Source organism: Streptomyces sp. GESEQ-35, from assembly GCF_017948485.1.
Taxonomy (GTDB): domain Bacteria; phylum Actinomycetota; class Actinomycetes; order Streptomycetales; family Streptomycetaceae; genus Streptomyces.
Window position 1 is genome coordinate 207199 of sequence record NZ_JAFFSX010000015.1, and the last position, 19784, is coordinate 226982.

The 19784-nt window shown below is 69.7% G+C and carries 20 protein-coding genes, 1 pseudogene and 1 riboswitch; of the genes and pseudogenes, 11 read left to right on the plus strand and 10 right to left on the minus strand.

Annotation, left to right across the window (positions count from 1 at the left end; translation table 11 throughout):
* Positions 1-24 precede the first annotated feature (24 nt).
* A complete protein-coding gene (locus KCH87_RS27785; protein WP_210588999.1) occupies positions 25-672 on the plus strand; it encodes a hypothetical protein in 648 nt (215 codons plus the stop codon).
* Between the two features lie 24 nt (positions 673-696).
* Positions 697-1764, plus strand: a complete 1068-nt coding sequence (locus tag KCH87_RS27790; protein WP_247196906.1) for a GNAT family N-acetyltransferase — start codon at positions 697-699, stop codon at positions 1762-1764.
* 98 nt (positions 1765-1862) lie between these two features.
* Here KCH87_RS27790 and KCH87_RS27795 read toward each other — a convergent pair whose 3' ends face one another.
* Both KCH87_RS27795 and KCH87_RS27800 read right to left on the minus strand, forming a co-directional pair.
* On the minus strand, positions 1863-2126 hold the full coding sequence (locus tag KCH87_RS27795) for a DUF4031 domain-containing protein (RefSeq protein WP_210589000.1): 264 nt from the start codon (positions 2124-2126) through the stop codon (positions 1863-1865).
* Positions 2123-2518, minus strand: a complete 396-nt coding sequence (locus tag KCH87_RS27800; RefSeq protein ID WP_210589001.1) for a hypothetical protein — start codon at positions 2516-2518, stop codon at positions 2123-2125. The genes KCH87_RS27795 and KCH87_RS27800 overlap by 4 nt, the downstream gene beginning before the upstream one ends.
* A gap of 55 nt (positions 2519-2573) precedes the next feature.
* Here KCH87_RS27800 and KCH87_RS27805 point away from each other — a divergent pair, with 55 nt between their 5' ends.
* From KCH87_RS27805 to KCH87_RS27820, 4 genes are all read left to right on the plus strand, one after another.
* Positions 2574-3500 carry a MurR/RpiR family transcriptional regulator gene (locus KCH87_RS27805; RefSeq protein WP_210589002.1) on the plus strand — a complete coding sequence of 309 codons (927 nt, stop codon included), beginning with the start codon at positions 2574-2576 and terminating at the stop codon, positions 3498-3500.
* A gap of 137 nt (positions 3501-3637) precedes the next feature.
* The gene (murQ, locus tag KCH87_RS27810) at positions 3638-4573 is read left to right on the plus strand and encodes an N-acetylmuramic acid 6-phosphate etherase (protein WP_210589003.1); all 936 of its coding nucleotides are present in this window, start codon (positions 3638-3640) and stop codon (positions 4571-4573) included.
* A gap of 16 nt (positions 4574-4589) precedes the next feature.
* A complete protein-coding gene (locus tag KCH87_RS27815) occupies positions 4590-5966 on the plus strand; it encodes a PTS transporter subunit EIIC (protein WP_210589004.1) in 1377 nt (458 codons plus the stop codon).
* 115 nt (positions 5967-6081) lie between these two features.
* Positions 6082-6921, plus strand: a complete 840-nt coding sequence (locus KCH87_RS27820; RefSeq protein WP_210589005.1) for an aldo/keto reductase — start codon at positions 6082-6084, stop codon at positions 6919-6921.
* 4 nt (positions 6922-6925) lie between these two features.
* On the opposite strand, the gene KCH87_RS49295 is transcribed toward KCH87_RS27820, so the two are convergent.
* Entirely contained in the window at positions 6926-7072 is a 147-nt protein-coding gene (locus KCH87_RS49295) for a hypothetical protein (protein WP_247196908.1), read from the minus strand.
* Positions 7073-7075: 3 nt separating this feature from the next.
* Between KCH87_RS49295 and KCH87_RS50490 the strand changes: the two are divergent.
* The 3 genes and pseudogenes from KCH87_RS50490 to KCH87_RS27835 all read left to right on the plus strand — a co-directional run.
* Positions 7076-7135, plus strand: a pseudogene (locus tag KCH87_RS50490) (hypothetical protein); the annotation flags it as partial.
* Between the two features lie 26 nt (positions 7136-7161).
* A complete protein-coding gene (locus tag KCH87_RS27830; protein ID WP_210589006.1) occupies positions 7162-7695 on the plus strand; it encodes a DinB family protein in 534 nt (177 codons plus the stop codon).
* A 129-nt stretch (positions 7696-7824) separates the two neighbouring features.
* Positions 7825-8427, plus strand: a complete 603-nt coding sequence (locus KCH87_RS27835; protein WP_210589007.1) for a hypothetical protein — start codon at positions 7825-7827, stop codon at positions 8425-8427.
* Between the two features lie 113 nt (positions 8428-8540).
* On the opposite strand, the gene KCH87_RS27840 is transcribed toward KCH87_RS27835, so the two are convergent.
* From KCH87_RS27840 to thrC, 6 genes are all read right to left on the minus strand, one after another.
* Positions 8541-10049: an MFS transporter gene (locus KCH87_RS27840; RefSeq protein ID WP_210589008.1), complete on the minus strand. Its 1509-nt coding sequence runs from the start codon at positions 10047-10049 to the stop codon at positions 8541-8543.
* A gap of 115 nt (positions 10050-10164) precedes the next feature.
* Positions 10165-11295: an NADH:flavin oxidoreductase gene (locus tag KCH87_RS27845; RefSeq protein WP_210589009.1), complete on the minus strand. Its 1131-nt coding sequence runs from the start codon at positions 11293-11295 to the stop codon at positions 10165-10167.
* A 205-nt stretch (positions 11296-11500) separates the two neighbouring features.
* Positions 11501-13129 carry a chaperonin GroEL gene (groL, locus tag KCH87_RS27850; RefSeq protein WP_210589010.1) on the minus strand — a complete coding sequence of 543 codons (1629 nt, stop codon included), beginning with the start codon at positions 13127-13129 and terminating at the stop codon, positions 11501-11503.
* A 320-nt stretch (positions 13130-13449) separates the two neighbouring features.
* On the minus strand, positions 13450-13656 hold the full coding sequence (locus KCH87_RS27855) for a cold-shock protein (protein WP_019057200.1): 207 nt from the start codon (positions 13654-13656) through the stop codon (positions 13450-13452).
* A gap of 409 nt (positions 13657-14065) precedes the next feature.
* Entirely contained in the window at positions 14066-14341 is a 276-nt protein-coding gene (locus KCH87_RS27860) for a MoaD/ThiS family protein (protein WP_210589011.1), read from the minus strand.
* A 97-nt stretch (positions 14342-14438) separates the two neighbouring features.
* The gene (gene thrC, locus KCH87_RS27865) at positions 14439-15722 is read right to left on the minus strand and encodes a threonine synthase (protein WP_210589012.1); all 1284 of its coding nucleotides are present in this window, start codon (positions 15720-15722) and stop codon (positions 14439-14441) included.
* An 18-nt stretch (positions 15723-15740) separates the two neighbouring features.
* Positions 15741-15898: riboswitch (SAM riboswitch) on the minus strand.
* A gap of 170 nt (positions 15899-16068) precedes the next feature.
* Between thrC and KCH87_RS27870 the strand changes: the two genes are divergently transcribed.
* Together KCH87_RS27870 and KCH87_RS27875 are read left to right on the plus strand one after the other, a co-directional pair.
* Positions 16069-17013, plus strand: coding sequence for a glucosyl-3-phosphoglycerate synthase (locus KCH87_RS27870; RefSeq protein ID WP_210589013.1), 945 nt, complete (start codon positions 16069-16071; stop codon positions 17011-17013).
* 97 nt (positions 17014-17110) lie between these two features.
* Positions 17111-18499: a trehalose-6-phosphate synthase gene (locus KCH87_RS27875; RefSeq protein WP_210589014.1), complete on the plus strand. Its 1389-nt coding sequence runs from the start codon at positions 17111-17113 to the stop codon at positions 18497-18499.
* A gap of 110 nt (positions 18500-18609) precedes the next feature.
* Here KCH87_RS27875 and otsB read toward each other — a convergent pair whose 3' ends face one another.
* Positions 18610-19458 carry a trehalose-phosphatase gene (otsB, locus tag KCH87_RS27880; RefSeq protein ID WP_210589015.1) on the minus strand — a complete coding sequence of 283 codons (849 nt, stop codon included), beginning with the start codon at positions 19456-19458 and terminating at the stop codon, positions 18610-18612.
* Positions 19459-19784: the final 326 nt, after the last annotated feature.

Genomic DNA, 19784 nt, shown 5'->3' on the forward strand with positions numbered 1-19784 from the left:
CCCACGTCACGGGAGAATGGACACATGCCCGACCTCGACGTCCTCCGCACCCGCTTCTCCGACGCCCTGCGAGCGGCCCGCGCACCCGTGGACTCCCCCGACCCGGCGCCGTACGCGAACGACCTCCTCACCCGCTGGCAGGAACCCCAGCGCCGGTACCACACGCTCACGCACCTCACCGCGGTCCTCGACCACATCGACGTACTGGAGAAGCACGCGGACGACCCGGACGTCGTACGGCTGGCGGCATGGTTCCATGACGCGGTCTACGCGCCCGACCGGTCCGAGAACGAGGAGCGGTCGGCACGCCTCGCCGAGCGCGCGCTCCCGGAGAGCGGTCTGTCCGCCGCGAAGACCGCCGAGGTCGCCCGGCTGGTCCGGCTCACCGTCACCCACGCCCCGGCCGACGACGACCGCGACGGCCAGGTGCTGTGCGATGCCGACCTGGCGATCCTCGCGTCCGCGCCGTCCGTGTACGCCGCCTACACCGCGGCCGTCCGCGAGGAGTACCACTTCGTCCCGAACGACGCCTTCCGCGACGGCCGTTCGGCGATCCTCCGCCAGCTCCTCGATCTGCCCCACCTGTTCCACACCCCGTACGGCGAGAGGGAGTGGGAGGCGACGGCCCGCTACAACCTGCGGTCGGAGCTGGAAATGCTGTCGCTCGGCTGAGATCCGTCGCCTAGCCTGCACCGCATGCGGAACACGGGTGGGGATCAGGTGCAGGAAGCCGTTGCGGGCTGTGTCGCCGTACTGCGGACGGCCACGGAACGGGACTGGGAGGGCGTCAAGGCCGGTGGGCTGACGTGGAGTTGCCGCTACACCGCGTTCCACATCGCCGAGGACCTGCTCGCGTACGCCGGCCAGCTCGCCGGACGTGCGCAGGATCGGTACGTCCCGTTCGAGATCGTCCCCGAGGACGGCGTCGACAACGCGGGCGTGCTCGACGTGATCGAGACGACCGGCGCCCTGTTCTCGGCCACCCTGCGCACCACCCCTCGCGAGGTGCGCGCCTTCCACCCGTACCCGTTCCGCAGCGCGAACCGCGAGGGTTTCGCGGCGATGGGGATCGCGGAGGTGCTCCTGCACACGCAGGACATCGCCGAGGGGCTGGGCCTGGCGTACGAACCCTCCGCCGAGCTCTGTGAGTCCGTCCTCACCACGATCTTCCCGCACGTCCGCCCCGGCCCCGCCCCCTGGCCCACCCTGCTGTGGGCCACCGGCCGCGGCGACCTGCCCGGCCGCGCGCCCGTCGCCCAGTGGCGCTGGCACAACAACCTGGTCCTCCCCGCCGACCGCCTCAGCCTGGAGGGCCTCACCCCCACGGCCGCCGCCGACCTCCACGCAGGCGGCGACGGCGGGTTCGAGTGGGTGGACGGTGAGCCGTTCGAGGGCACGCGGGTGGCTGCCGGGCTGTTGCTGAAGGCGTACGAAGAGGGCGTGCTGCGGCCGGAGTTCGGCGTGTTCGTCCTCGTGCGGCGGGACGACGGCCGTGCGGTCGGCGGCATGGGCTTCCACGCGGCGCCGGACGAGGAGAGCCAGGTGGAGATCGGCTACGACCTGGTCGAGAGCGGCCGCGGCAGTGGCTACGCCACGGAAGCGCTGCGCGCACTGTCGACCTGGGCCCTGGCCCGGGACGACGTACAGCGGATCCTCGCGAAGATCGAGCACGACAATCTGCCGTCGCAGCGCGTGGTGACCCGCGCCGGATTCACCAAGGTGGGCGAGGACGAGGGGCTGTTCGTCTACGAACTCCGCGGCTGAGCGCCCCAAAGGGGCGCGGGGCTGCATCAATGTGCGGCTCCGCCGCGGGGCGCGACCAGCCACGACGGGCCCGCAGACGATCGGCGGTCGGGCAAGCCCTACGGCCGCCCCTTCGGCCTCCGCAGCCCCGCCCCCGTCAGCAGCCGCACCACATCCCGGCTGCTGACCTCCACCGCCCCGGCGGCCACCGCATCCGCGTAACGATGCGACGGGATGTCGTAGTGATCCCGCTCGAAGGCGCGCCGGGGCACGCCCAACTCGTCCGCGAAGCCGTGCAGTTCGTCGTACGACACGTCGCTCACGAGGTGGGACCACATACGGCCGTGTCCCGGCCAGGTGGGCGGGTCGATGTAGACCGTCACGAGGAGACCGCTCCGCCGGGAGCCGCCCCGAGCGTGCCGACGGACGCGACCCTCACGCCCGCCTTGTGGCACACCCAGTGCGGGTCGGGCCCGAGCTCCGGCTCGACGTCGAGCGCGTGCGGGTCGCCGGAGCCGCAGACCGGGCACAGGGGCCAGCGGCCGTACCGCTCCAGCAGCGCGTCCTGTACGTCCTGGGCGACCAGCCCGGCCACATACTCCGCGCCCTCCGGCCACTGCTCCACCCACCAGCGCCGCTGTACGACGGACTCCTCGACCAGCGACACCACATCCGCCTCGGCGACATCGCCCGCGACCAGATCGGCGAGCACGAGGGCGCGTGCCGCGTGCAACGCCTGCTCAAGGGGGCTGACAGGGGAGCCGGTGGGATCCATGCCTCCATTGTGCGCACTCTTGACCACGACACCGAGCCGAAAATATCTTTCAGTAGTGACCCAGGACGTGAAGGAAATTTTCGCCACCGGCTCCGGAGCCGCCCCGCCCGCACCCGCCGCCCTCGCGGCGAAGGTGCGCACCCTCGCCCCCTCGATGACCCGTTCCATGCAGCGCGTCGCCGAAGCCGTCGCCCACGACCCGGCCGGCTGCGCCGCCCTCACGGTCACCGGCCTCGCCGAACTCACCGGCACCAGCGAGGCGACCGTCGTCCGCACCGCCCGCCTGCTCGGCTACCCCGGTTACCGGGATCTGCGCCTCGCCCTCGCCGGGCTCGCCGCACAGCTTCAGTCCGGGCGGGCGCCCGCGCTCACCACCGACATCGCCGTCGACGACCCGATCGCCGACGTGGTCGCCAAGCTCGCCTACGACGAACAGCAGACCCTCGCGGACACGGCGGCCGGGCTGGACACGGTGCAGCTGGGCGCGGCCGTGTCGGCGTTGGCCTCCTCGCGCCGCACCGATGTGTACGGGGTCGGGGCGTCGGGGCTGGTCGCGCAGGACCTCACCCAGAAGCTGCTGCGCATAGGCCTCATAGCCCAGGCGCACAGCGATCCGCACCTTGCCGTGACCAATGCCGTGCAGCTCCGTGCGGGGGACGTGGCGATCGCGATCACGCACTCCGGGTCCACGGGGGATGTCATCGAGCCGTTGCGGGTCGCGTTCGAGCACGGGGCCACGACTGTTGCGATCACCGGTCGGCCGGGCGGGCCGGTGGCCCAGTATGCGGATCATGTGCTGACCACATCCACGGCCCGGGAGAGTGAGCTTCGGCCTGCGGCGATGTCGTCGCGTACGAGTCAGTTGTTGGTGGTGGACTGTCTGTTCATCGGGGTTGCGCAGCGGACGTATGAGACGGCTGCGCCCGCGTTGTCGGCGTCTTATGAGGCGTTGGCGCATCGGCATCGGAACGGTGCGCGGTAGACCGTAGGTCTGAAGCGTCGCGGGCGGCTGCGGGTGGTTCGTGGCTGGTCGCGCCCACGCGGCGGAGCCGCATATCGATACAGCCCCGCGCCCCTTTGGGGCGCAGCCCTGACCGTAGATTGAAAAGAGCCGCGCCCATGACCTCTACCTCTCCTCACCGCGACGTACGTGCCGAGTTGGAGTCATTGACGACCGAAGCGTTTCGGCCTGAACTCTCTGAGATCGATCAGTTGCCGACCCTTGAGATCGCGCGGCTCATGAACGGCGAGGACGCGACCGTTCCCGCTGCCGTGGCCGCAAGACTTCCCGTCATCGCCGCCGCCATCGATGCCATCGCCGAACGTATGTCTCGCGGCGGCCGCCTCATCTACGCAGGCGCGGGCACCGCCGGTCGCCTCGGCGTACTGGACGCCTCCGAGTGCCCGCCCACCTTCAACACGGACCCCTCCCAGGTCGTGGGCCTGATCGCGGGTGGACCGGACGCCATGGTCACGTCCATCGAAGGGGCCGAGGACTCCAGTGAGCTGGCTAGACGGGACCTGGACGGACTCGGGCTGGCCGCCAACGACACCGTGGTCGGGATCTCCGCCTCCGGCCGCACCCCGTACGCCGTCGGCGCCGTCGAGCACGCCCGGCAGCTGGGTGCCCTGACCGTCGGCCTGTCCTGCAACGCGGACAGCGCTCTCGCGGCTGCCGCCGACCACGGCATCGAGATCGTCGTGGGGCCGGAGCTGCTGACCGGGTCGACCCGGCTGAAGGCGGGCACGGCGCAGAAGCTGGTCCTCAACATGCTGTCCACGATCACGATGATCCGGCTCGGCAAGACGTACGGGAACCTGATGGTCGACGTACGCGCGTCGAACGAGAAGCTGCGCGCCCGGTCCCGCCGTATCGTCGCGCTCGCCACCGGCGCGTCGGACGAGGAGACCGAGGCCGCCCTCGCGGCCACGGACGGCGAGGTGAAGAACGCGATCCTGACCATCCTCACCGGCGTCGACGGCCCGACGGCCGCCCGCCTTCTGGAGGAGTCCGGCGGCCATCTGCGCGCCGCGCTGGCTGCGGCGAGGGGCTGACCCGCACGCTCACCGCATGCACACCTCCGCAACCACGGCCGCCGCCCTCCTCCCGCTGGTCGGCGGCCCCGCGAACGTCACCGCCGTCGCCCACTGCATGACCCGCCTCCGCCTGGGCCTCGCCGACCGCGCCCTGGTCGACGACGCGGCCGTACGGGCAGTGCCCGGTGTCCTCGGCGTGGTCGCCGACGACGACACGTATCAGATCGTGCTCGGGCCGGGGGTGGTGGCGAAGGTGACGCCGGAGTTCGAGGCGCTGCTGACGCGGGCCGGTGAACTGGGCGTGAAAGGCGCCGAGTTGAGGGAGGACCGGCGGCGGCGCAACGCGACGCCGCTCAAGCAGACCCTCCGCCGCATCGCGAACATCTTCGTCCCCCTCATTCCCGCCCTGATCGGCTGCGGCATCCTGGCGGGTGTCAACGGTCTGTTGCTGAACGCAGGTTGGCTCCCCGCCCTCACCCCCGCCCTGACCGCCATCGCCTCCGCCTTCATGGCGCTGATCGCGGTCTTCGTCGGCTACAACACGGCGAAGGAGTTCGGCGGCACCCCGGTGCTGGGCGGTGCGGTGGCGGCGATCGTCGTGTACCCCGGGGTGGCGAAGGTGACGGCGTTCGGAGTCACTCTCGCTCCCGGCCAGGGCGGGGTGCTGGGCGCACTGGCCGCCGCGGTCCTGGGGACGTACGTGGAGCGCTGGTGCCGCACCTGGATCCCCGAGGCCCTCGATGTCCTCCTCACCCCGACCCTGACCGTCCTCGTCTCCGGCCTGGCCACGCTCTACGGCCTCATGTACGTGGCCGGCGAGATCTCCACCGCCATCGGCACGGCCGCGAACTGGCTCCTCACGACGACCGGCGCACTCGCCGGCCTGATCCTAGGCGGCCTGTTCCTCCCCCTGGTGATGCTCGGCCTCCACCAGGCACTGATCCCGGTCCATGTGACGTTGATCGAAGAACAGGGCCACACCACCCTGCTCCCCATCCTGGCCATGGCGGGCGCGGGCCAGGTGGGCGCGGCGCTCGCGGTGTACGTCCGCCTGCGCCACGACACCTCCATCCGTACGACGATCAAGTCCGCGCTCCCGGCAGGCCTGTTGGGAGTCGGGGAGCCACTGATCTACGGCGTCTCACTCCCCTTGGGCCGACCGTTCCTCACCGCCTGCGTGGGCGGAGCGGCGGGCGGCGCCTTCATCGGCCTCTTCGCGATGCTCGGAAACCGCGTGGGCGCAACAGCGATCGGCCCATCGGGCTGGGCCCTGTTCCCGCTGCTGGCGGCGGACGGGGGCTGGGCGCCGACGGTAGCGATCTACGCGGGCGGCCTGGTAACGGGGTACGGGGTGGGATTCGCGGCGACGTATCTCTTCGGGGGCCTGCCACAAGACGCCGAGCCGCACTGATCGCCCCTGGCAGCGCCCCGAAGGGGCGCGGGGAACTGCGCGACCAGCCACGACGGACCCGCAGATGACCGACAATCCCTCGCGGCGCCAGCCGCAAAGCACGTAGCGTGGCCGCATGGCAGCGGCAGCAGCAACCACGTTCCGGATCGGCGGCGACCTGGAGGTGAAACGCCTCGGATTCGGGGCGATGCACCTACCGACCGAACCGGCGGAAGCCCGCCGCACCGCGATCGCCGTCGCCCGACAAGCCGTAGAACTCGGCGTCACCCTCATCGACACGGCCCACCTGTACGGCTGGGGCGCCAACGAGGAACTGCTCGCAGAAGCCCTGCACCCGTACCCGGACGACCTCCTGGTCGCCACAAAGGTCGGCATCTCCCGCGTAGACGGCGAGTGGCGGCAGGACGCCAGCCCCGCCGGACTGCGCGCGGGCGTCGACGCGGCCCTGCGCAGGCTCCGCCTCGACCGCATCGAACTCCTCCAACTGCACCGCATCGACCCAGAGATCCCGGTGGCCGACCAGGTCGGCACCCTCGGCGAGCTGGTGGCCGAGGGCAAGGTCGGCAGGATCGGCCTGTCCGAGGTCACAGTGACCGAACTGGCCGAAGCTCGGGCGACCGCCGACATCGCGAGTGTCCAGAACCGCTACAACCTCCTCGACCGCGAGTACGAACCCGTCCTCGACGCCTGCGAGGCAGCGGGCATCGCCTTCCTGCCGTGGCGCCCGGTCGCCCACGGCACCTCGGGCACGACGGCCGAGATCGCCGCCGTGGCGACCGAGGCCGGCGCCACGGCGACGCAGGTCATGCTGGCCTGGCTCCTCGCGCACTCGCCGGTGATGCTGCCGATTCCGGGTACGGCGAACGTGGCTCACCTGGAGGAGAACGTGGCGGCGGCGGGGCTGGAGCTTTCCGAGGAGCAGGTCACCCGCCTGGACAAGCTCTACCTCTGGTAACCGGTCATGGCATCCGCTGCCCCTCCCTGTTCAACTGCCGTACCCGGGCCCGCAGTTCCTCCCCCGTCGACATCGAGCGCAGCACATCGGCCAGACACTCGGCCGTCCGTACGTTGCCCTCGTCCCGGTCCGCGACTCCAAGAACCCCCAAGGCCCGACGCCCATATTCCGAGCGTCGGCCTGGTCGACCTTCGTCAATGCGGTCAGTATCTGACCTAAAGGGCTCCTAACGTGCCTCTCATGACCTACACCACGCATGACACCGTCACCGACGAGCGCACCGACCTGCTGGAAGCGCTGGCCAAGCAGCGGTACTTCCTGCGCTTCACCACCCGCGACCTCACCGACGAACAGGCCGGTCAGCGCACCACCGTCAGCGAACTGTGCCTGGGCGGCCTGATCAAGCACGTCACCTCAGCGGAACGGAACTGGGCGGACTTCATCCGGAACGGCCCGACGGCGATGCCCGACTTCACGGCCATGACCGAGGCCGACTTCGCCCGGCGGGCCGACGAATTCCGGATGCTGCCCGGCGAGACGCTGTCCGGCGTGCTGGCGGAGTACGCCGAAGTGGCCCGCCGTACGGACGAGTTGGTCGCCGCCCTGCCCGACCTGAACGCGGCTCATCCGCTGCCCAAGGCCCCGTGGTTCGAAGCCGACGCTCAATGGTCGGCCCGTAGGACACTGCTGCACATCACCGCCGAGACCGCCCAGCACGCGGGCCACGCCGACATCATCCGGGAGGCCCTGGACGGAGCGAAGAGCATGGGCTGACTCACCGGTTCAACCGGCGTGCCCGAATAATGAACAGCCCCCGCCGGTGCCGGCAACACCTGCGGGGGCGCGGGGCGACATACCGAACTCGTCCTGTCCACTTGTTCATCGACCGGGACACTGACTCTCATGAACCACGCCCAGCTGACCGCCCTCGGCCGTGCTCTCCGCCTCCTGGGCGAGCACGGCGAGTCGCTCACCACCGACACCCCTGACGTGCGCCTCCAAGAGGTCAAGTCCGACCTCCGTCGCGCCCTGGACATCCTCGACGAGAGCGTCACCGGCGCGGCCCCCACCACCCGCTGCCCCGAACACCCCACCGGCCCGGTCGACGAGAGCGCCCCCGACCTGTGCCTGCTCTGCGAGACCAGGCGTCGCGCCGCCCGTCGCTCGGAGATCAACGGGCCGTCCTCCCGCCCCCGGTCCGCCGACCCGGCGCCCTCCCGTTACGGCGTCCGCGACGACCGGCCGCAGCCGCAGCAGCGCTGGCTGCCGGAGATGTGGAACGGCCAGGTGTGGCAGCTGTGCGGCACCCCGCGCCGCGACCGGCACGAGGCCGAGCTGTATCTCACCGCCCAGCGACGCGGCCCCCGCCCGGCGATGGCCTACCGCCTCGTCCACGAGTTCACCGACTACGAGGTGCTGCGGGTCTGGGGCACACCCGTCCACGTCGACATCGAGCCCCTGGGCAACCTGGGAGTCGAGGAACGCCGGAACGAAGACCGGCGCTGAGCCCGGCGCATGCCCCGAGCCACTGTCAGGGGTTCCGGTGGACGGCGGCAGAAACGCCGGGGCGGCCACCCCGCTTCCGCGAGAGCGACCGCCCGGAGGTGCCCAGCAGTCCCCTACGACTTCACCGCCGCCTGCGCCGGCTCGGCGGCGGCGTGCGGTGCCCCCACCTGCGCCGGCTGCTGACGCGGGATCAGCGACGCGACCGCGAAGGCCAGCAGCGCCGCCCCGGCGCCGACGGCGAGGACGACCTTGAAGCCGTTCTGCGACGGCAGCGCGTAGCCGCCGAAGTCCGTCGTCATCTGGGCCAGGATCACACCGGCGATGGCGCTCGCCGACGACGTACCGATGGACCGCATCAGGGTGTTGAGGCTGTTCGCGGCTGCCGTCTCCGACGCGGGCACGGCACCCATGATGAGCGCGGGCATCGAGCCGTAGGTGAAACCGATGCCGGCGCCGATGACACAGGACACCAGGACGAAGTGCCAGACCTCGGACATCAGCACGATGTTGAGGAGATAGCCGGCGGCCACGATCAGAGCGCCGATCATCAGCGTGACCTTGGGGCCACGGGCCTTGGAGACCGCGGCGGAGACGGGGGCCGTCGCCATCATGACCAGGCCGGACGGCGCCATGACCAGACCCGCGATGAGCATCGACTTGCCCATGCCGTACCCGGTCGCCGCGGGCAGCTGGAGCAGCTGCGGCAGGACCAGGGACATGGCGAACATCGCGAAGCCGACGGCGATCGAGGCGAGGTTGGTGACCAGGACCTGACGGCGGGCGGTGGTGCGCAGGTCGACCAGCGGCTGCTCGGTGCGCAGCTCCCACCAGCCCCAGGCCAGCAGGACGACGACGGACGTCACGAACAGACCGACCGTGGTGCCGCTCGCCCAGCCCCAGTCCGCGCCCTTGGAGATGCCCAGCAGCAGACACACCAGGCCCACCGCCATGCCGATGCCGCCGACCAGGTCGAAGCGGCCTCCGGTGCGCACCTTCGACTCCGGTACGAAGGCCGGCACCAGGGCGAGAGCGACGACACCCATCGCGGCCGAGGCCCAGAACAGGACGTGCCAGTCGAAGTTGTCCGCGATGAGCGCGGCGGTGGGCAGACCGAGGGCGCCGCCGACGCCGAGGGAAGCGCTCATCATGGCGGTGGCGGAGCCGAGCCGCTCGGCCGGGAGCTCGTCCCGCATGATGCTGATGCCCAGCGGGATCACACCGGACGCGAGTCCCTGAAGGACACGGCCGAGGATCATCGGGATCAGAGAGTCGCTGAGAGCACAGACGACCGAGCCCACGATCAGCATGCCGAGACTGACCAGCAGCATGCGGCGCTTGCCGAACATGTCGCCGAGCCGGCCGACGACCGGCGTCGCCACGGCGGCGGCGAGCAGCGTCGCCGTGACCGCCCAGGCGGTGTCCGACGCGGGAGCGTCGAGGAGCTTGGGCAGCTCCGGGACGATCGGGATGACCAGGGTCTGCATCAGCGCGACGACGATTCCGGCGAAGGCCAGCACCGCCACCACGGCGTTCGACCTCGGCGATGGGGGCCCCTCCCGCGCCTTTCGGGCAGTGGGGGAGGAACCTGCCGCCTCGGCGGGACGGGCAAGGGCGTCGGACATGACTGGGCCTCCGTAGGAACGCTTGTAAGCTTGACCTAGGCAACCTTAAGTCAGTTGCTTGACTTACTCAAGCGCTATTTTTTGTGCCCTGCCCCCGACGCGGCTCACACGCAGCTCAGCTCAGCGACTTCAGCGCCGCCGCGTCGTACGCCGCCAGCTCACCGAACCGGCCGTCGAGCACCTTCGCCGCCCACTGCGGATCCTGGAGCAGCGCGCGGCCGACGGCGACCAGGTCGAACTCGTCGCGCTCCAGCCGGTCGAGGAGGTTGTCGAGGCTGCCGACAGCGGCGCCCTCACCCTGGAACACCTTGATGAAGTCGCCGTCCAGGCCGACCGAGCCGACGCTGACGGACGGCTTGCCGGTGAGCTTCTTGGTCCAGCCCGCGAGGTTCAGGTCCGAACCCTCGAACTCCGGGAGCCAGTAGCGGCGCGTGGAGGCGTGGAAGGCGTCGACACCGGCCGCGGCGAGCGGGGCGAGGACGGCCTCCAGCTCCTCCGGGGTCTCGGCGAGCCGTGCGTCGTAGGCCTCCTGCTTCCACTGCGAGTAGCGGAAGAGGATCGGGAAGTCGGCGGAGACCGTCTCCCGTACCGCCGCCACGATCTCCGCCGCGAACTTCGCACGGGCGACGGCGTCACCGCCGTATCCGTCCGTACGACGGTTGGTGCCGGCCCACAGGAACTGGTCGAGGAGGTAGCCGTGGGCGCCGTGCAGCTCCACGCCGTCGAACCCGATCCGCTCCGCGGCGGCCGCGGCCTCGGCGAACGCGCCGATGACGTCGTCCAGATCGGCCTGCGTCATGGCCTTGCCGGTGGCCTCGGTGGAGCCGATGCGCAGCCCGGAGGGCCCGACGGCCGGGGCCTCGGGGTAAGGCTGCTGCCCCTCCTTGCGCACCATGCCGATGTGCCACAGCTGCGGCACGATCCGCCCGCCCGCCGCGTGCACGGCCTCGGCGACCTTCGCCCACCCCGCCAGCTGCTCCTCCCCGTGGAACCGCGGCACCCGGTCGCTCTCCCCCGCCGACTCATGGCCGACGTACGTCCCCTCGGTGACGATCAGTCCGACCCCGGCGGCGGCGCGACGCGAGTAGTACGACGCCACATCCGCGCCCGGGATGCCGCCCGGGGAGAACTTGCGGGTCATCGGCGCCATCACGATCCGGTTGGGGAGCGTGAGGCCGTTGATGGAGGCCGGCCGGGAGAGGATCTGGGCCGCGCGGGAGGCGGACTCGGAGACGGTGACGGTCACGTGGGAGGCTCCTTGGGGTACCGGTGGGTATGTGCGTATGCATTGTGTGCACACGCATCGAAAGGCCGTCAACGTCAGCCATCCCACAGGCCACGGCATTCCCCGCCCCGCCGTGTGATCCCGGACATGCCCGAGGGCGGCACCCCCTGTCAGAACAGGGAGTGCCGCCCTCGGTTCGAACGGACGGATCCGATCCTCGGAAGGATCAGAAGTCCATGTCACCGCCCGGCATGCCGCCACCGGCGCCGGCGCCGGCGCCGGCCTTCTCCGGCTTGTCGGCGATTACGGCCTCGGTGGTGAGGAACAGCGCGGCGATGGAGGCGGCGTTCTGCAGGGCAGAGCGCGTGACCTTCGCCGGGTCGATGATGCCTTCGGCGATCATGTCGACGTACTCACCGGTCGCGGCGTTCAGGCCGTGACCGACGGGCAGGTTGCGCACCTTCTCGACGATGACGCCGCCCTCGAGACCACCGTTGACGGCGATCTGCTTGAGCGGGGCCTCCAGCGCAAGCTTCACGGCGTTGGCGCCGGTCAGCTCGTCACCCTCCAGGTCCAGCTTCTCGAAGACCGTGGAGGCCTGGAGCAGGGCCACGCCACCACCGGCGACGATGCCCTCCTCGACGGCCGCCTTCGCGTTGCGAACGGCGTCCTCGATGCGGTGCTTGCGCTCCTTGAGCTCGACCTCGGTGGCGGCACCGGCCTTGATGACGGCCACGCCGCCGGCCAGCTTCGCCAGACGCTCCTGGAGCTTCTCGCGGTCGTAGTCCGAGTCGCTGTTCTCGATCTCGGCACGGATCTGGTTGACCCGGCCTGCGACCTGGTCGGCGGAGCCGGAGCCGTCGACGATCGTCGTCTCGTCCTTGGTGATGACGATCTTGCGGGCGCGGCCCAGGAGATCCAGGGTCGCGTTCTCCAGCTTGAGGCCGACCTCCTCGGAGATGACCTCGCCGCCCGTGAGGATGGCGATGTCGCCGAGCATGGCCTTGCGGCGGTCACCGAAGCCCGGGGCCTTGACGGCGACGGACTTGAAGGTGCCACGGATCTTGTTGACGACCAGGGTCGACAGGGCCTCGCCCTCGACGTCCTCGGCGATGATCAGCAGCGGCTTGCCCGACTGCATGACCTTCTCCAGGAGCGGGAGCAGGTCCTTGACCGAGGAGATCTTGGAGTTGGCGATCAGGATGTACGGGTCGTCGAGGACGGCCTCCATACGCTCCATGTCGGTGGCGAAGTACGCCGAGATGTAGCCCTTGTCGAAGCGCATACCCTCGGTGAGCTCCAGCTCCAGACCGAAGGTCTGGGACTCCTCGACGGTGATGACGCCTTCCTTGCCGACCTTGTCCATCGCCTCGGCGATGAGCTCGCCGATCTGGGTGTCGGCGGCGGAGATGGAGGCCGTGGAAGCGATCTGCTCCTTGGTCTCCACGTCCTTGGCCTGCTCCAGCAGGGCACCGGAGACGGCCTCGACGGCCTTCTCGATACCGCGCTTGAGGGCCATCGGGTTGGCGCCGGCGGCTACGTTGCGCAGACCCTCCTTGACCAGGGCCTGGGCGAGCACGGTCGCCGTGGTCGTACCGTCACCGGCGACGTCGTCCGTCTTCTTGGCGACTTCCTTGACCAGCTCGGCGCCGATCTTCTCGTACGGGTCCTCGAGCTCGATCTCCTTGGCGATGGAGACACCATCGTTGGTGATCGTGGGGGCGCCCCACTTCTTCTCGAGGACGACGTTGCGGCCCTTGGGGCCGAGCGTCACCTTCACGGCGTCCGCGAGCTGGTTCATGCCGCGCTCGAGGCCGCGCCGTGCCTCCTCGTCGAACGCGATGATCTTGGCCATGTGAAGTGGTCCTCCCGGACTGGGGTGGATTGCTCCGGACCGCGCTGGCGCCCGCGACGGACGGCTCGCCTGCCTGTGGTTCCTTGCCCCACCCGGCCTGCGGGCCTCACCGACCCGGTCCTCGTTGTCACTCTCACCTTCAGAGTGCTAACGCCAATGATTAGCACTCGCCCATGCCGAGTGCAAGCTCTCCTCAGTGATCCCCAGGCGGGCCAAGGGGTCCGGACATGCCGGAGGGCTCGCAACCCATGACTCCCCATGGGAAACGAGCCCTCCGAAGAAGAACAGAAGAACGTCGCTGCACTCAGTCGGCGCGTGCTTCAGCTGGTCGCCAGTCGGACCATGTCCGCCTGCGGCCCCTTCTGGCCCTGCGAGATCTCGAAATCAACTCGCTGACCCTCTTCCAGGGTGCGGTAGCCGTCCATCTGAATCGCGCTGTAGTGGACGAATACATCCGCACCACCGTCGACCGCGATGAAGCCGTACCCCTTCTCCGCGTTGAACCACTTGACGGTGCCCTGAGCCATGCCTAACTCCCCTATTACTGGCCCTTGCACAGATCCGCACTTCGCGGATCCGGGTCAGACCTCACCCCCCACGGTTGGGGGCGTGCGCCGGAACGCGTCGACCGCGGCTGAATGTATCTGTCCAACTGCCGTCTGCAACAGGTCAATCGGACGAGAATTCTGGGCACGACCGGTCGGTAAAATGCGGAGAATTTATGGGAATTCAGGGCAAGTCGGACCCAATAAAAGGAGCGAATGACGCAAAAGGCCCGCGTACTTTGGCTACTTCTTGTCGGCCGTGCGGGCGGAACTCATATGCGCCCGGCATGAAAGGCGCGGGCAGCTTCCCCAACTGTACCGTGCTCAACCATAGAGAATGGCCCCCTCCGCTTCTCTCACGGAGGGGGCCATTCGATGAACAATGCGTGATTCAGCCGCCCGCGACCGCCGGAATGATCGAGACACCCGCACCGTCCGGCGTCGCCGTCTCCAGCCCCTGCTCGAAACGGACGTCGTCGTCATTGACGTACACATTGACGAACCGGCGCAGCTTGCCCTGGTCGTCAAGGATGCGGGCCGCGATGCCGGTGTGGTTCTTCTCCAGGTCGGAGATGACCTCGGAGAGGGTGCCACCTTCGGCAGCGACCTCGGCCGCACCGCCGGTGTAGGTGCGCAGGATGGTGGGGATACGGACGCTAACGCTCACGATGTGACCTCCGGTCAGTACAGCGCCCCTGAAAGGGGCGCGGGGAACTGCGCGACCAGCCCCCACAGGCCCGCAGACGAAATCAATGGGACGGGCCCTAGCCCAGACCCGCCTCCCGGAACGAGTCCAGGTTGGGACGAATGGTCGCAGTCAGCCCCGTGCCGGCCACCGCATCAAGGGTCTTGAGACCATCACCGGTGTTCAGGACGACCGTGGTCTTGGTGGGGTCAAGGACACCGTCCTCGATGAGCTTCTTGGTGACACCCACCGTCACCCCACCCGCCGTCTCGGCGAAAATGCCTTCCGAACGCGCCAGCAACTTGATCGCATCGACGACCTGCTCGTCATTCACGTCCTCCACCGCACCACCGGTGCGACGCGCAATGTCGAGGACATAGGGACCGTCGGCAGGGTTACCGATCGCCAGCGACTTGGCGATCGTGTTCGGCTTCTGCGGCCGGACGACGTCGTGGCCGCCCTTGAAGGCGACGGACACCGGCGAGCAGCCCTCGGCCTGCGCGCCGAAGATCTTGTACGGCTTGTCCTCGACCAGCCCGAGCTTGATCAGCTCCTGTAGCCCCTTGTCGACCTTCGTGAGCTGCGAGCCGGAGGCGATGGGGATGACGAGCTGGTCCGGGAGCTGCCAGCCGAGCTGCTCACAGATCTCGTAGGCCAGGGTCTTGGAGCCCTCGGCGTAGTACGGCCGCAGGTTGACGTTGACGAAGCCCCAGCCCTCGCCGGCCGGGTCGCCGATCAGCTCGGAGCAGAAACGGTTCACGTCGTCGTAGTTGCCCTCGATGCCGACGAGCTCACCGCCGTAGACCGCGGCCATGACGACCTTGCCCTGCTCCAGGTCGTGCGGGATGAACACACAGGAGCGGAAGCCGGCGCGGGCGGCGGCGGCACCCACGGCACCGGCGAGGTTGCCGGTGGAGGAGCAGGAGAGGGTGGTGAAGTCGAAGGCGCGGGCGGCCTCGATGGCCTGGGCCACGACGCGGTCCTTGAAGGAGTGCGTCGGGTTGCCGGAGTCGTCCTTCACGAAGAGCTTGCCGGCGTCGACACCCAGTTCGCGCGCCAGGTTGTCGGCCTTGACGAGCTTGGTCCAGCCCGGGTTGATGTTGGGCTTGTCGGCCACGTCCGCGGGGACGGGCAGCAGCGGTGCGTACCGCCAGATGTTCGCGGGTCCCGCCTCGATGCGCTTGCGGAGCTCCTCGGTGTCGTAGGCCGAGTAGTCGTAGGCGATCTCGAGCGGGCCGAAACACTCCTCGCAGGCGAAGACCGGACCGAGGGGTACCCGGTGACCGCACTCGCGGCACGAGAGAGCGGCGGCGGGTCCGAGGTCTACGGAGTTCGTGGTGCTTGCAACTGTCTGCGCAGCCATGTGAGGCGAGGCCCTTTCTCCTCATCTTCCTCACGACGCACTTCGCCGTGAGACGGATTTGGCACCTTCCCTAGTCGGGAGCCTCGCCAAGAACGATCAACACTGATCTACGAGTACCGACTGGAGGGTTGCCGGGGCTTCAACGGGCCGTATCCCTCTGCCCCTCTGGATGAGCTGTATGCAGTTGTCATGCGGTCGTGGTCGCCGACGGCCCCCGACATGCGATGGTCATCAGCGTTGTTCAAGACTGTAACCGAAGGCCAGGACAGTTGAGATAGTCGTCCGAACCGCGAGATGGATCACACGCCCCTGAGTGGTGATCCGCGACAGTGAGGAGCCGCTTACTGTGCTGGAAGAAGTTGACCGCTGGCTGAGCACACGCTCCTGGTCTGTGACCGATCGTCCGCTCCACAAGATTCTTGCCGCGAAACGCGCCACGCACCAGACCGTCAGTGTCGTGCTGCCCGCGCTCAACGAGGAGGAGACGGTCGGTGAGATCGTCGCCGTGATCCGTCATGACCTCATGCACCAGGTCCCGCTCGTCGACGAGATAGTCGTCGTCGACTCGGGATCGACCGACCGCACCTCCGAGGTGGCCGCCGCCGCCGGCGCCCGGGTCGTCCACCGCGACGACATCCTGCCGAGCATCCCGGCCGTCCCCGGCAAGGGCGAGGTCCTGTGGCGCTCGCTCCTCGTCACCAGCGGCGACATCGTCTGCTTCATCGACGCGGACCTGAAGGAGTTCAAGTCGGACTTCGTCTCGGGCATCGTCGGCCCGCTGCTCACCGATCCGGAGGTCGACCTCGTCAAGGGGATGTACGACCGTCCGCTCGGCGGCGCCGCAGGCCAGGGCGGCCGGGTGACGGAGCTGATGGCCCGCCCCCTGCTGAACATGCACTGGCCGCAACTCGCGGGCTTCGTGCAACCCCTCGGCGGCGAGTACGCGGCCCGCCGCTCCCTGCTGGAACAGCTCCCGTTCCCCGTCGGCTACGGCGTGGAACTGGGCATGCTGGTCGACGCGCTACACCTGGTGGGCCTGGACGCCCTCGCCCAGGTCGACGTCGGCGTACGCAAGCACCGGCACCAGGACGGCCAGGCCCTGGGCCGTATGTCGGCCGCGATCTACCGCACGGCCCAGCTCCGGCTGGCCCGCGGCCATCTGATCCGCCCCTCCCTCACCCAGTTCGAGCGGGGCGAGGACGGATTCGAACCGCGGACCTACTCCGTGGACACGGAGGAGCGGCCGCCGATGGCTGAAATCGCCGAGTACCAGTCACGCAAAGCTGCCTGACGGTAAGCGGAGGGTCGCTAGGAGTAACGGAATCCGCCGGTTGTATACGGCTGAGCCGTACGTTTGAGCGGTTCTGGCCTGGGCTAGGTTGAGGCGTATGGCTGCAACCTTCGGTGCTGCGCAGGTCCTGGTCGCCTCCAACCGCGGACCGGTCTCCTATCAGGTCCACGAGGACGGCTCGCTGAACGCCAAACGCGGCGGCGGCGGGCTGGTGTCCGGTCTCTCGGCGATCGGGCCGGACGTCGGCGCCCTGTGGGTCTGCTCGGCCCTCGGCGACGGCGACCGTGAGGCGGTACGGCGCGGAGTGGGCGAGTCCGGTGTACGGATGCTGGACATTCCGGCGGACGTGCACTCGGACGCGTACAACGGCATCGCGAACTCGGTCCTCTGGTTCGTCCACCACCTGCTGTACCAGACGCCACTGGAGCCGGTCTTCGACGCGGAGTTCCGGCGGCAGTGGGCGTCGTACGTCCGCTACAACCGCGCGTTCGCCGAGGCGCTGGCCGAGGAGGCGGGGGGCGGGGCGGCGGTGCTGGTGCAGGACTATCACCTGACACTGGTGCCGGGGATGCTCCGCGAGCTCCGCCCCGACCTGCGCATCGGCCACTTCTCGCACACTCCGTGGGCGCCGGTCGACTACTTCCGCATGCTGCCCGACGACATCGCCGAGCATGTGCTGCGCGGGATGCTCGGCGCGGACCGGCTGGGCTTCCTCACACAGCGCTGGGCCGACGCGTTCACCGCGTGCGCGGAGGCCGTCGTCGGCGGGCTCGGGGACACCCGGGTCGGCGTGCACGGGCTGGGCGCCGACGCCGACTTCCTGCGGCAGCGCTCGCACCAGGCCGACGTCGAGGAGCGGATCGCCGCGCTGCGGGCCGAGATCGGCGCGGGCCGGCAGACCATCGTGCGGGTCGACCGGACCGAACTGTCCAAGAACATCGTGCGCGGCCTGCACGCATACCGGCAGCTGCTCGACGACCACCCCGAGCTGCGGGGGCGGGTCGTCCATGTCGCGTTCGCGTATCCGTCGCGGCAGGATCTCGCCGTGTACCGGGAGTACACGGCCGAGGTGCAGCGGATCGCGGAGGAGATCAACTCCGGTTACGGCACGGCGGACTGGACGCCGGTCGTGCTGCACGTCAAGGACGACTTCGCCCGGTCCCTGGCGGCGTACCGGCTCGCGGACGTGGCGCTGGTCAACCCCATCCGGGACGGCATGAACCTGGTCGCCAAGGAGGTGCCGGTCGTCTCCGACGAGGGGTGCGTGCTGGTGCTGTCCCGCGAGGCGGGGGCGTACGAGGAGCTGGGTGAGGACGCGATCGTCGTGAACCCGTACGACGTGACGGGCACGGCCGAGGCACTGTACGAGGCGTTGACGATGCCGGTCGGGGAGCGGGGGGAGCGGACGAAGAGGCTTGCGGCGGCGGCGACTGCACTTCCGCCGGCGCAGTGGTTCTTGGACCAGCTGGGTGCACTGGACGCGTAATGGGGCCGCGCCCGGCGCTGCGGGCCGTACCCACCCGTTCCGCCCTGCGGAACGACTGCCCACGGCGGTAAGCACAGGCACGTCAGCCGATACCTGGGCGAGTTGCCCCACTAGCCGATCCGCTCAGCCAGCCCCGCCAGTAGCCCTACGACCCCCGCCGGACCGTCCACCACCAGGTCCGCCCGTTCCCTCAGCTCGGTGACCTCGTCGCTGCCGCTGCACACGAGCAGGCCCGGCGTGCCGTGGGAGCGGAGTGCGTCGACCGCGCCGTAGGCGGGAAGGTCGCCGAGGTCGTCGCCGGCGTAGAGCACGGACTCGGCGGCGATCTCGCGGGCGAAGTCGGTGAGGGCCACGCCCTTGTCCATGCCGGGCGGTCGGAGTTCGAGGACCAGACGGCCGGGTTCGACGATCAGGCCGTGCTGGGTGGCGAGTTCGGTGAGCGGCTCGCGGAGGGCCTCGAAAACGCCCTGCGGATCCTGCGCCCGCCGCGTGTGCACGGCAACGGCTCGGCCGCCCTTCTCCTCGACCCAGGCGTTGGTCCCGTCCAGGAGCTTCGGCAGCGCCGCGCGGACGGCGGCGACGCCGGGGTGCGGGGGCGGGGCGGTGACGGTGTCGGTGGCGGCGTCCCAGCGCTCGGCGCCGTAGTGACCGAGGACGACGAGGTGTTCCAGGCCGGGAACACCGGAGAAGCCTCCGTGCCGGACGGCGACATCGGCCGGGCGGCCGGTGATCACCGCGACGGCGGCCACCTTCGGCGCGAGCGCGGCCAGCGCCGGCACCGCCTCCGGATGGGCCCGCGCCTGCTCGGGATCCGCCACGATCGGCGCGAGCGTCCCGTCGAGATCGAGCCCGATCAGCGCCGCACCGGGCCGATCAAGAATGGCGGCAAGCCCGGCACGGCCGGACTGGGTGAGGGGGGTCGGCAAGGGGTCGGCTGTCGAGTCCACGGGGCTGCCCATAAGACGACCCTATCCACGCCCCGCCGATCATTCAGCCCGCCCGGCACCCGTCCGACGTCGTCAAGAAATTTCGGGGCCGACCCGGGCACCTGCCGACGCAGGTCAGACAATCCCAGCCCGTCCGGCACCTGCCGACACCGGCGACCCAACCCCAGCCATCCAGCACCCTGCCGACACCGATCACCCAAGCCGAACCCTCCGGCGCCTGTCGACACCGGTCAAGCAATCCCTGCCCCTCCGGCACCTGCCGACACCGGTCAAGCAATCCCAGCCCCTCCGGCACCTGCCGACACCGGTCACCCAATCCCAGCCCCTCCGGCACCTGC

Excerpts from the sequence above, each read along its gene's own strand:
- KCH87_RS27830 (WP_210589006.1), top strand. The coding sequence starts at position 7,162 with ATGACCTACACCACGCATGACACCGTCACCGACGAGCGCACCGACCTG.
- KCH87_RS27875 (WP_210589014.1), top strand. The coding sequence starts at position 17,111 with ATGGCTGCAACCTTCGGTGCTGCGCAGGTCCTGGTCGCCTCCAACCGC.
- KCH87_RS27855 (WP_019057200.1), bottom strand. The coding sequence starts at position 13,656 with ATGGCTCAGGGCACCGTCAAGTGGTTCAACGCGGAGAAGGGGTACGGC.
- groL (WP_210589010.1), bottom strand. The coding sequence starts at position 13,129 with ATGGCCAAGATCATCGCGTTCGACGAGGAGGCACGGCGCGGCCTCGAG.
- murQ (WP_210589003.1), top strand. The coding sequence starts at position 3,638 with ATGACCTCTACCTCTCCTCACCGCGACGTACGTGCCGAGTTGGAGTCA.
- KCH87_RS27835 (WP_210589007.1), top strand. The coding sequence starts at position 7,825 with ATGAACCACGCCCAGCTGACCGCCCTCGGCCGTGCTCTCCGCCTCCTG.
- KCH87_RS27815 (WP_210589004.1), top strand. The coding sequence starts at position 4,590 with ATGCACACCTCCGCAACCACGGCCGCCGCCCTCCTCCCGCTGGTCGGC.
- otsB (WP_210589015.1), bottom strand. The coding sequence starts at position 19,458 with ATGGGCAGCCCCGTGGACTCGACAGCCGACCCCTTGCCGACCCCCCTC.
- thrC (WP_210589012.1), bottom strand. The coding sequence starts at position 15,722 with ATGGCTGCGCAGACAGTTGCAAGCACCACGAACTCCGTAGACCTCGGA.
- KCH87_RS27840 (WP_210589008.1), bottom strand. The coding sequence starts at position 10,049 with ATGTCCGACGCCCTTGCCCGTCCCGCCGAGGCGGCAGGTTCCTCCCCC.
- KCH87_RS27800 (WP_210589001.1), bottom strand. The coding sequence starts at position 2,518 with ATGGATCCCACCGGCTCCCCTGTCAGCCCCCTTGAGCAGGCGTTGCAC.
- KCH87_RS27790 (WP_247196906.1), top strand. The coding sequence starts at position 697 with ATGCGGAACACGGGTGGGGATCAGGTGCAGGAAGCCGTTGCGGGCTGT.
- KCH87_RS27820 (WP_210589005.1), top strand. The coding sequence starts at position 6,082 with ATGGCAGCGGCAGCAGCAACCACGTTCCGGATCGGCGGCGACCTGGAG.
- KCH87_RS27785 (WP_210588999.1), top strand. The coding sequence starts at position 25 with ATGCCCGACCTCGACGTCCTCCGCACCCGCTTCTCCGACGCCCTGCGA.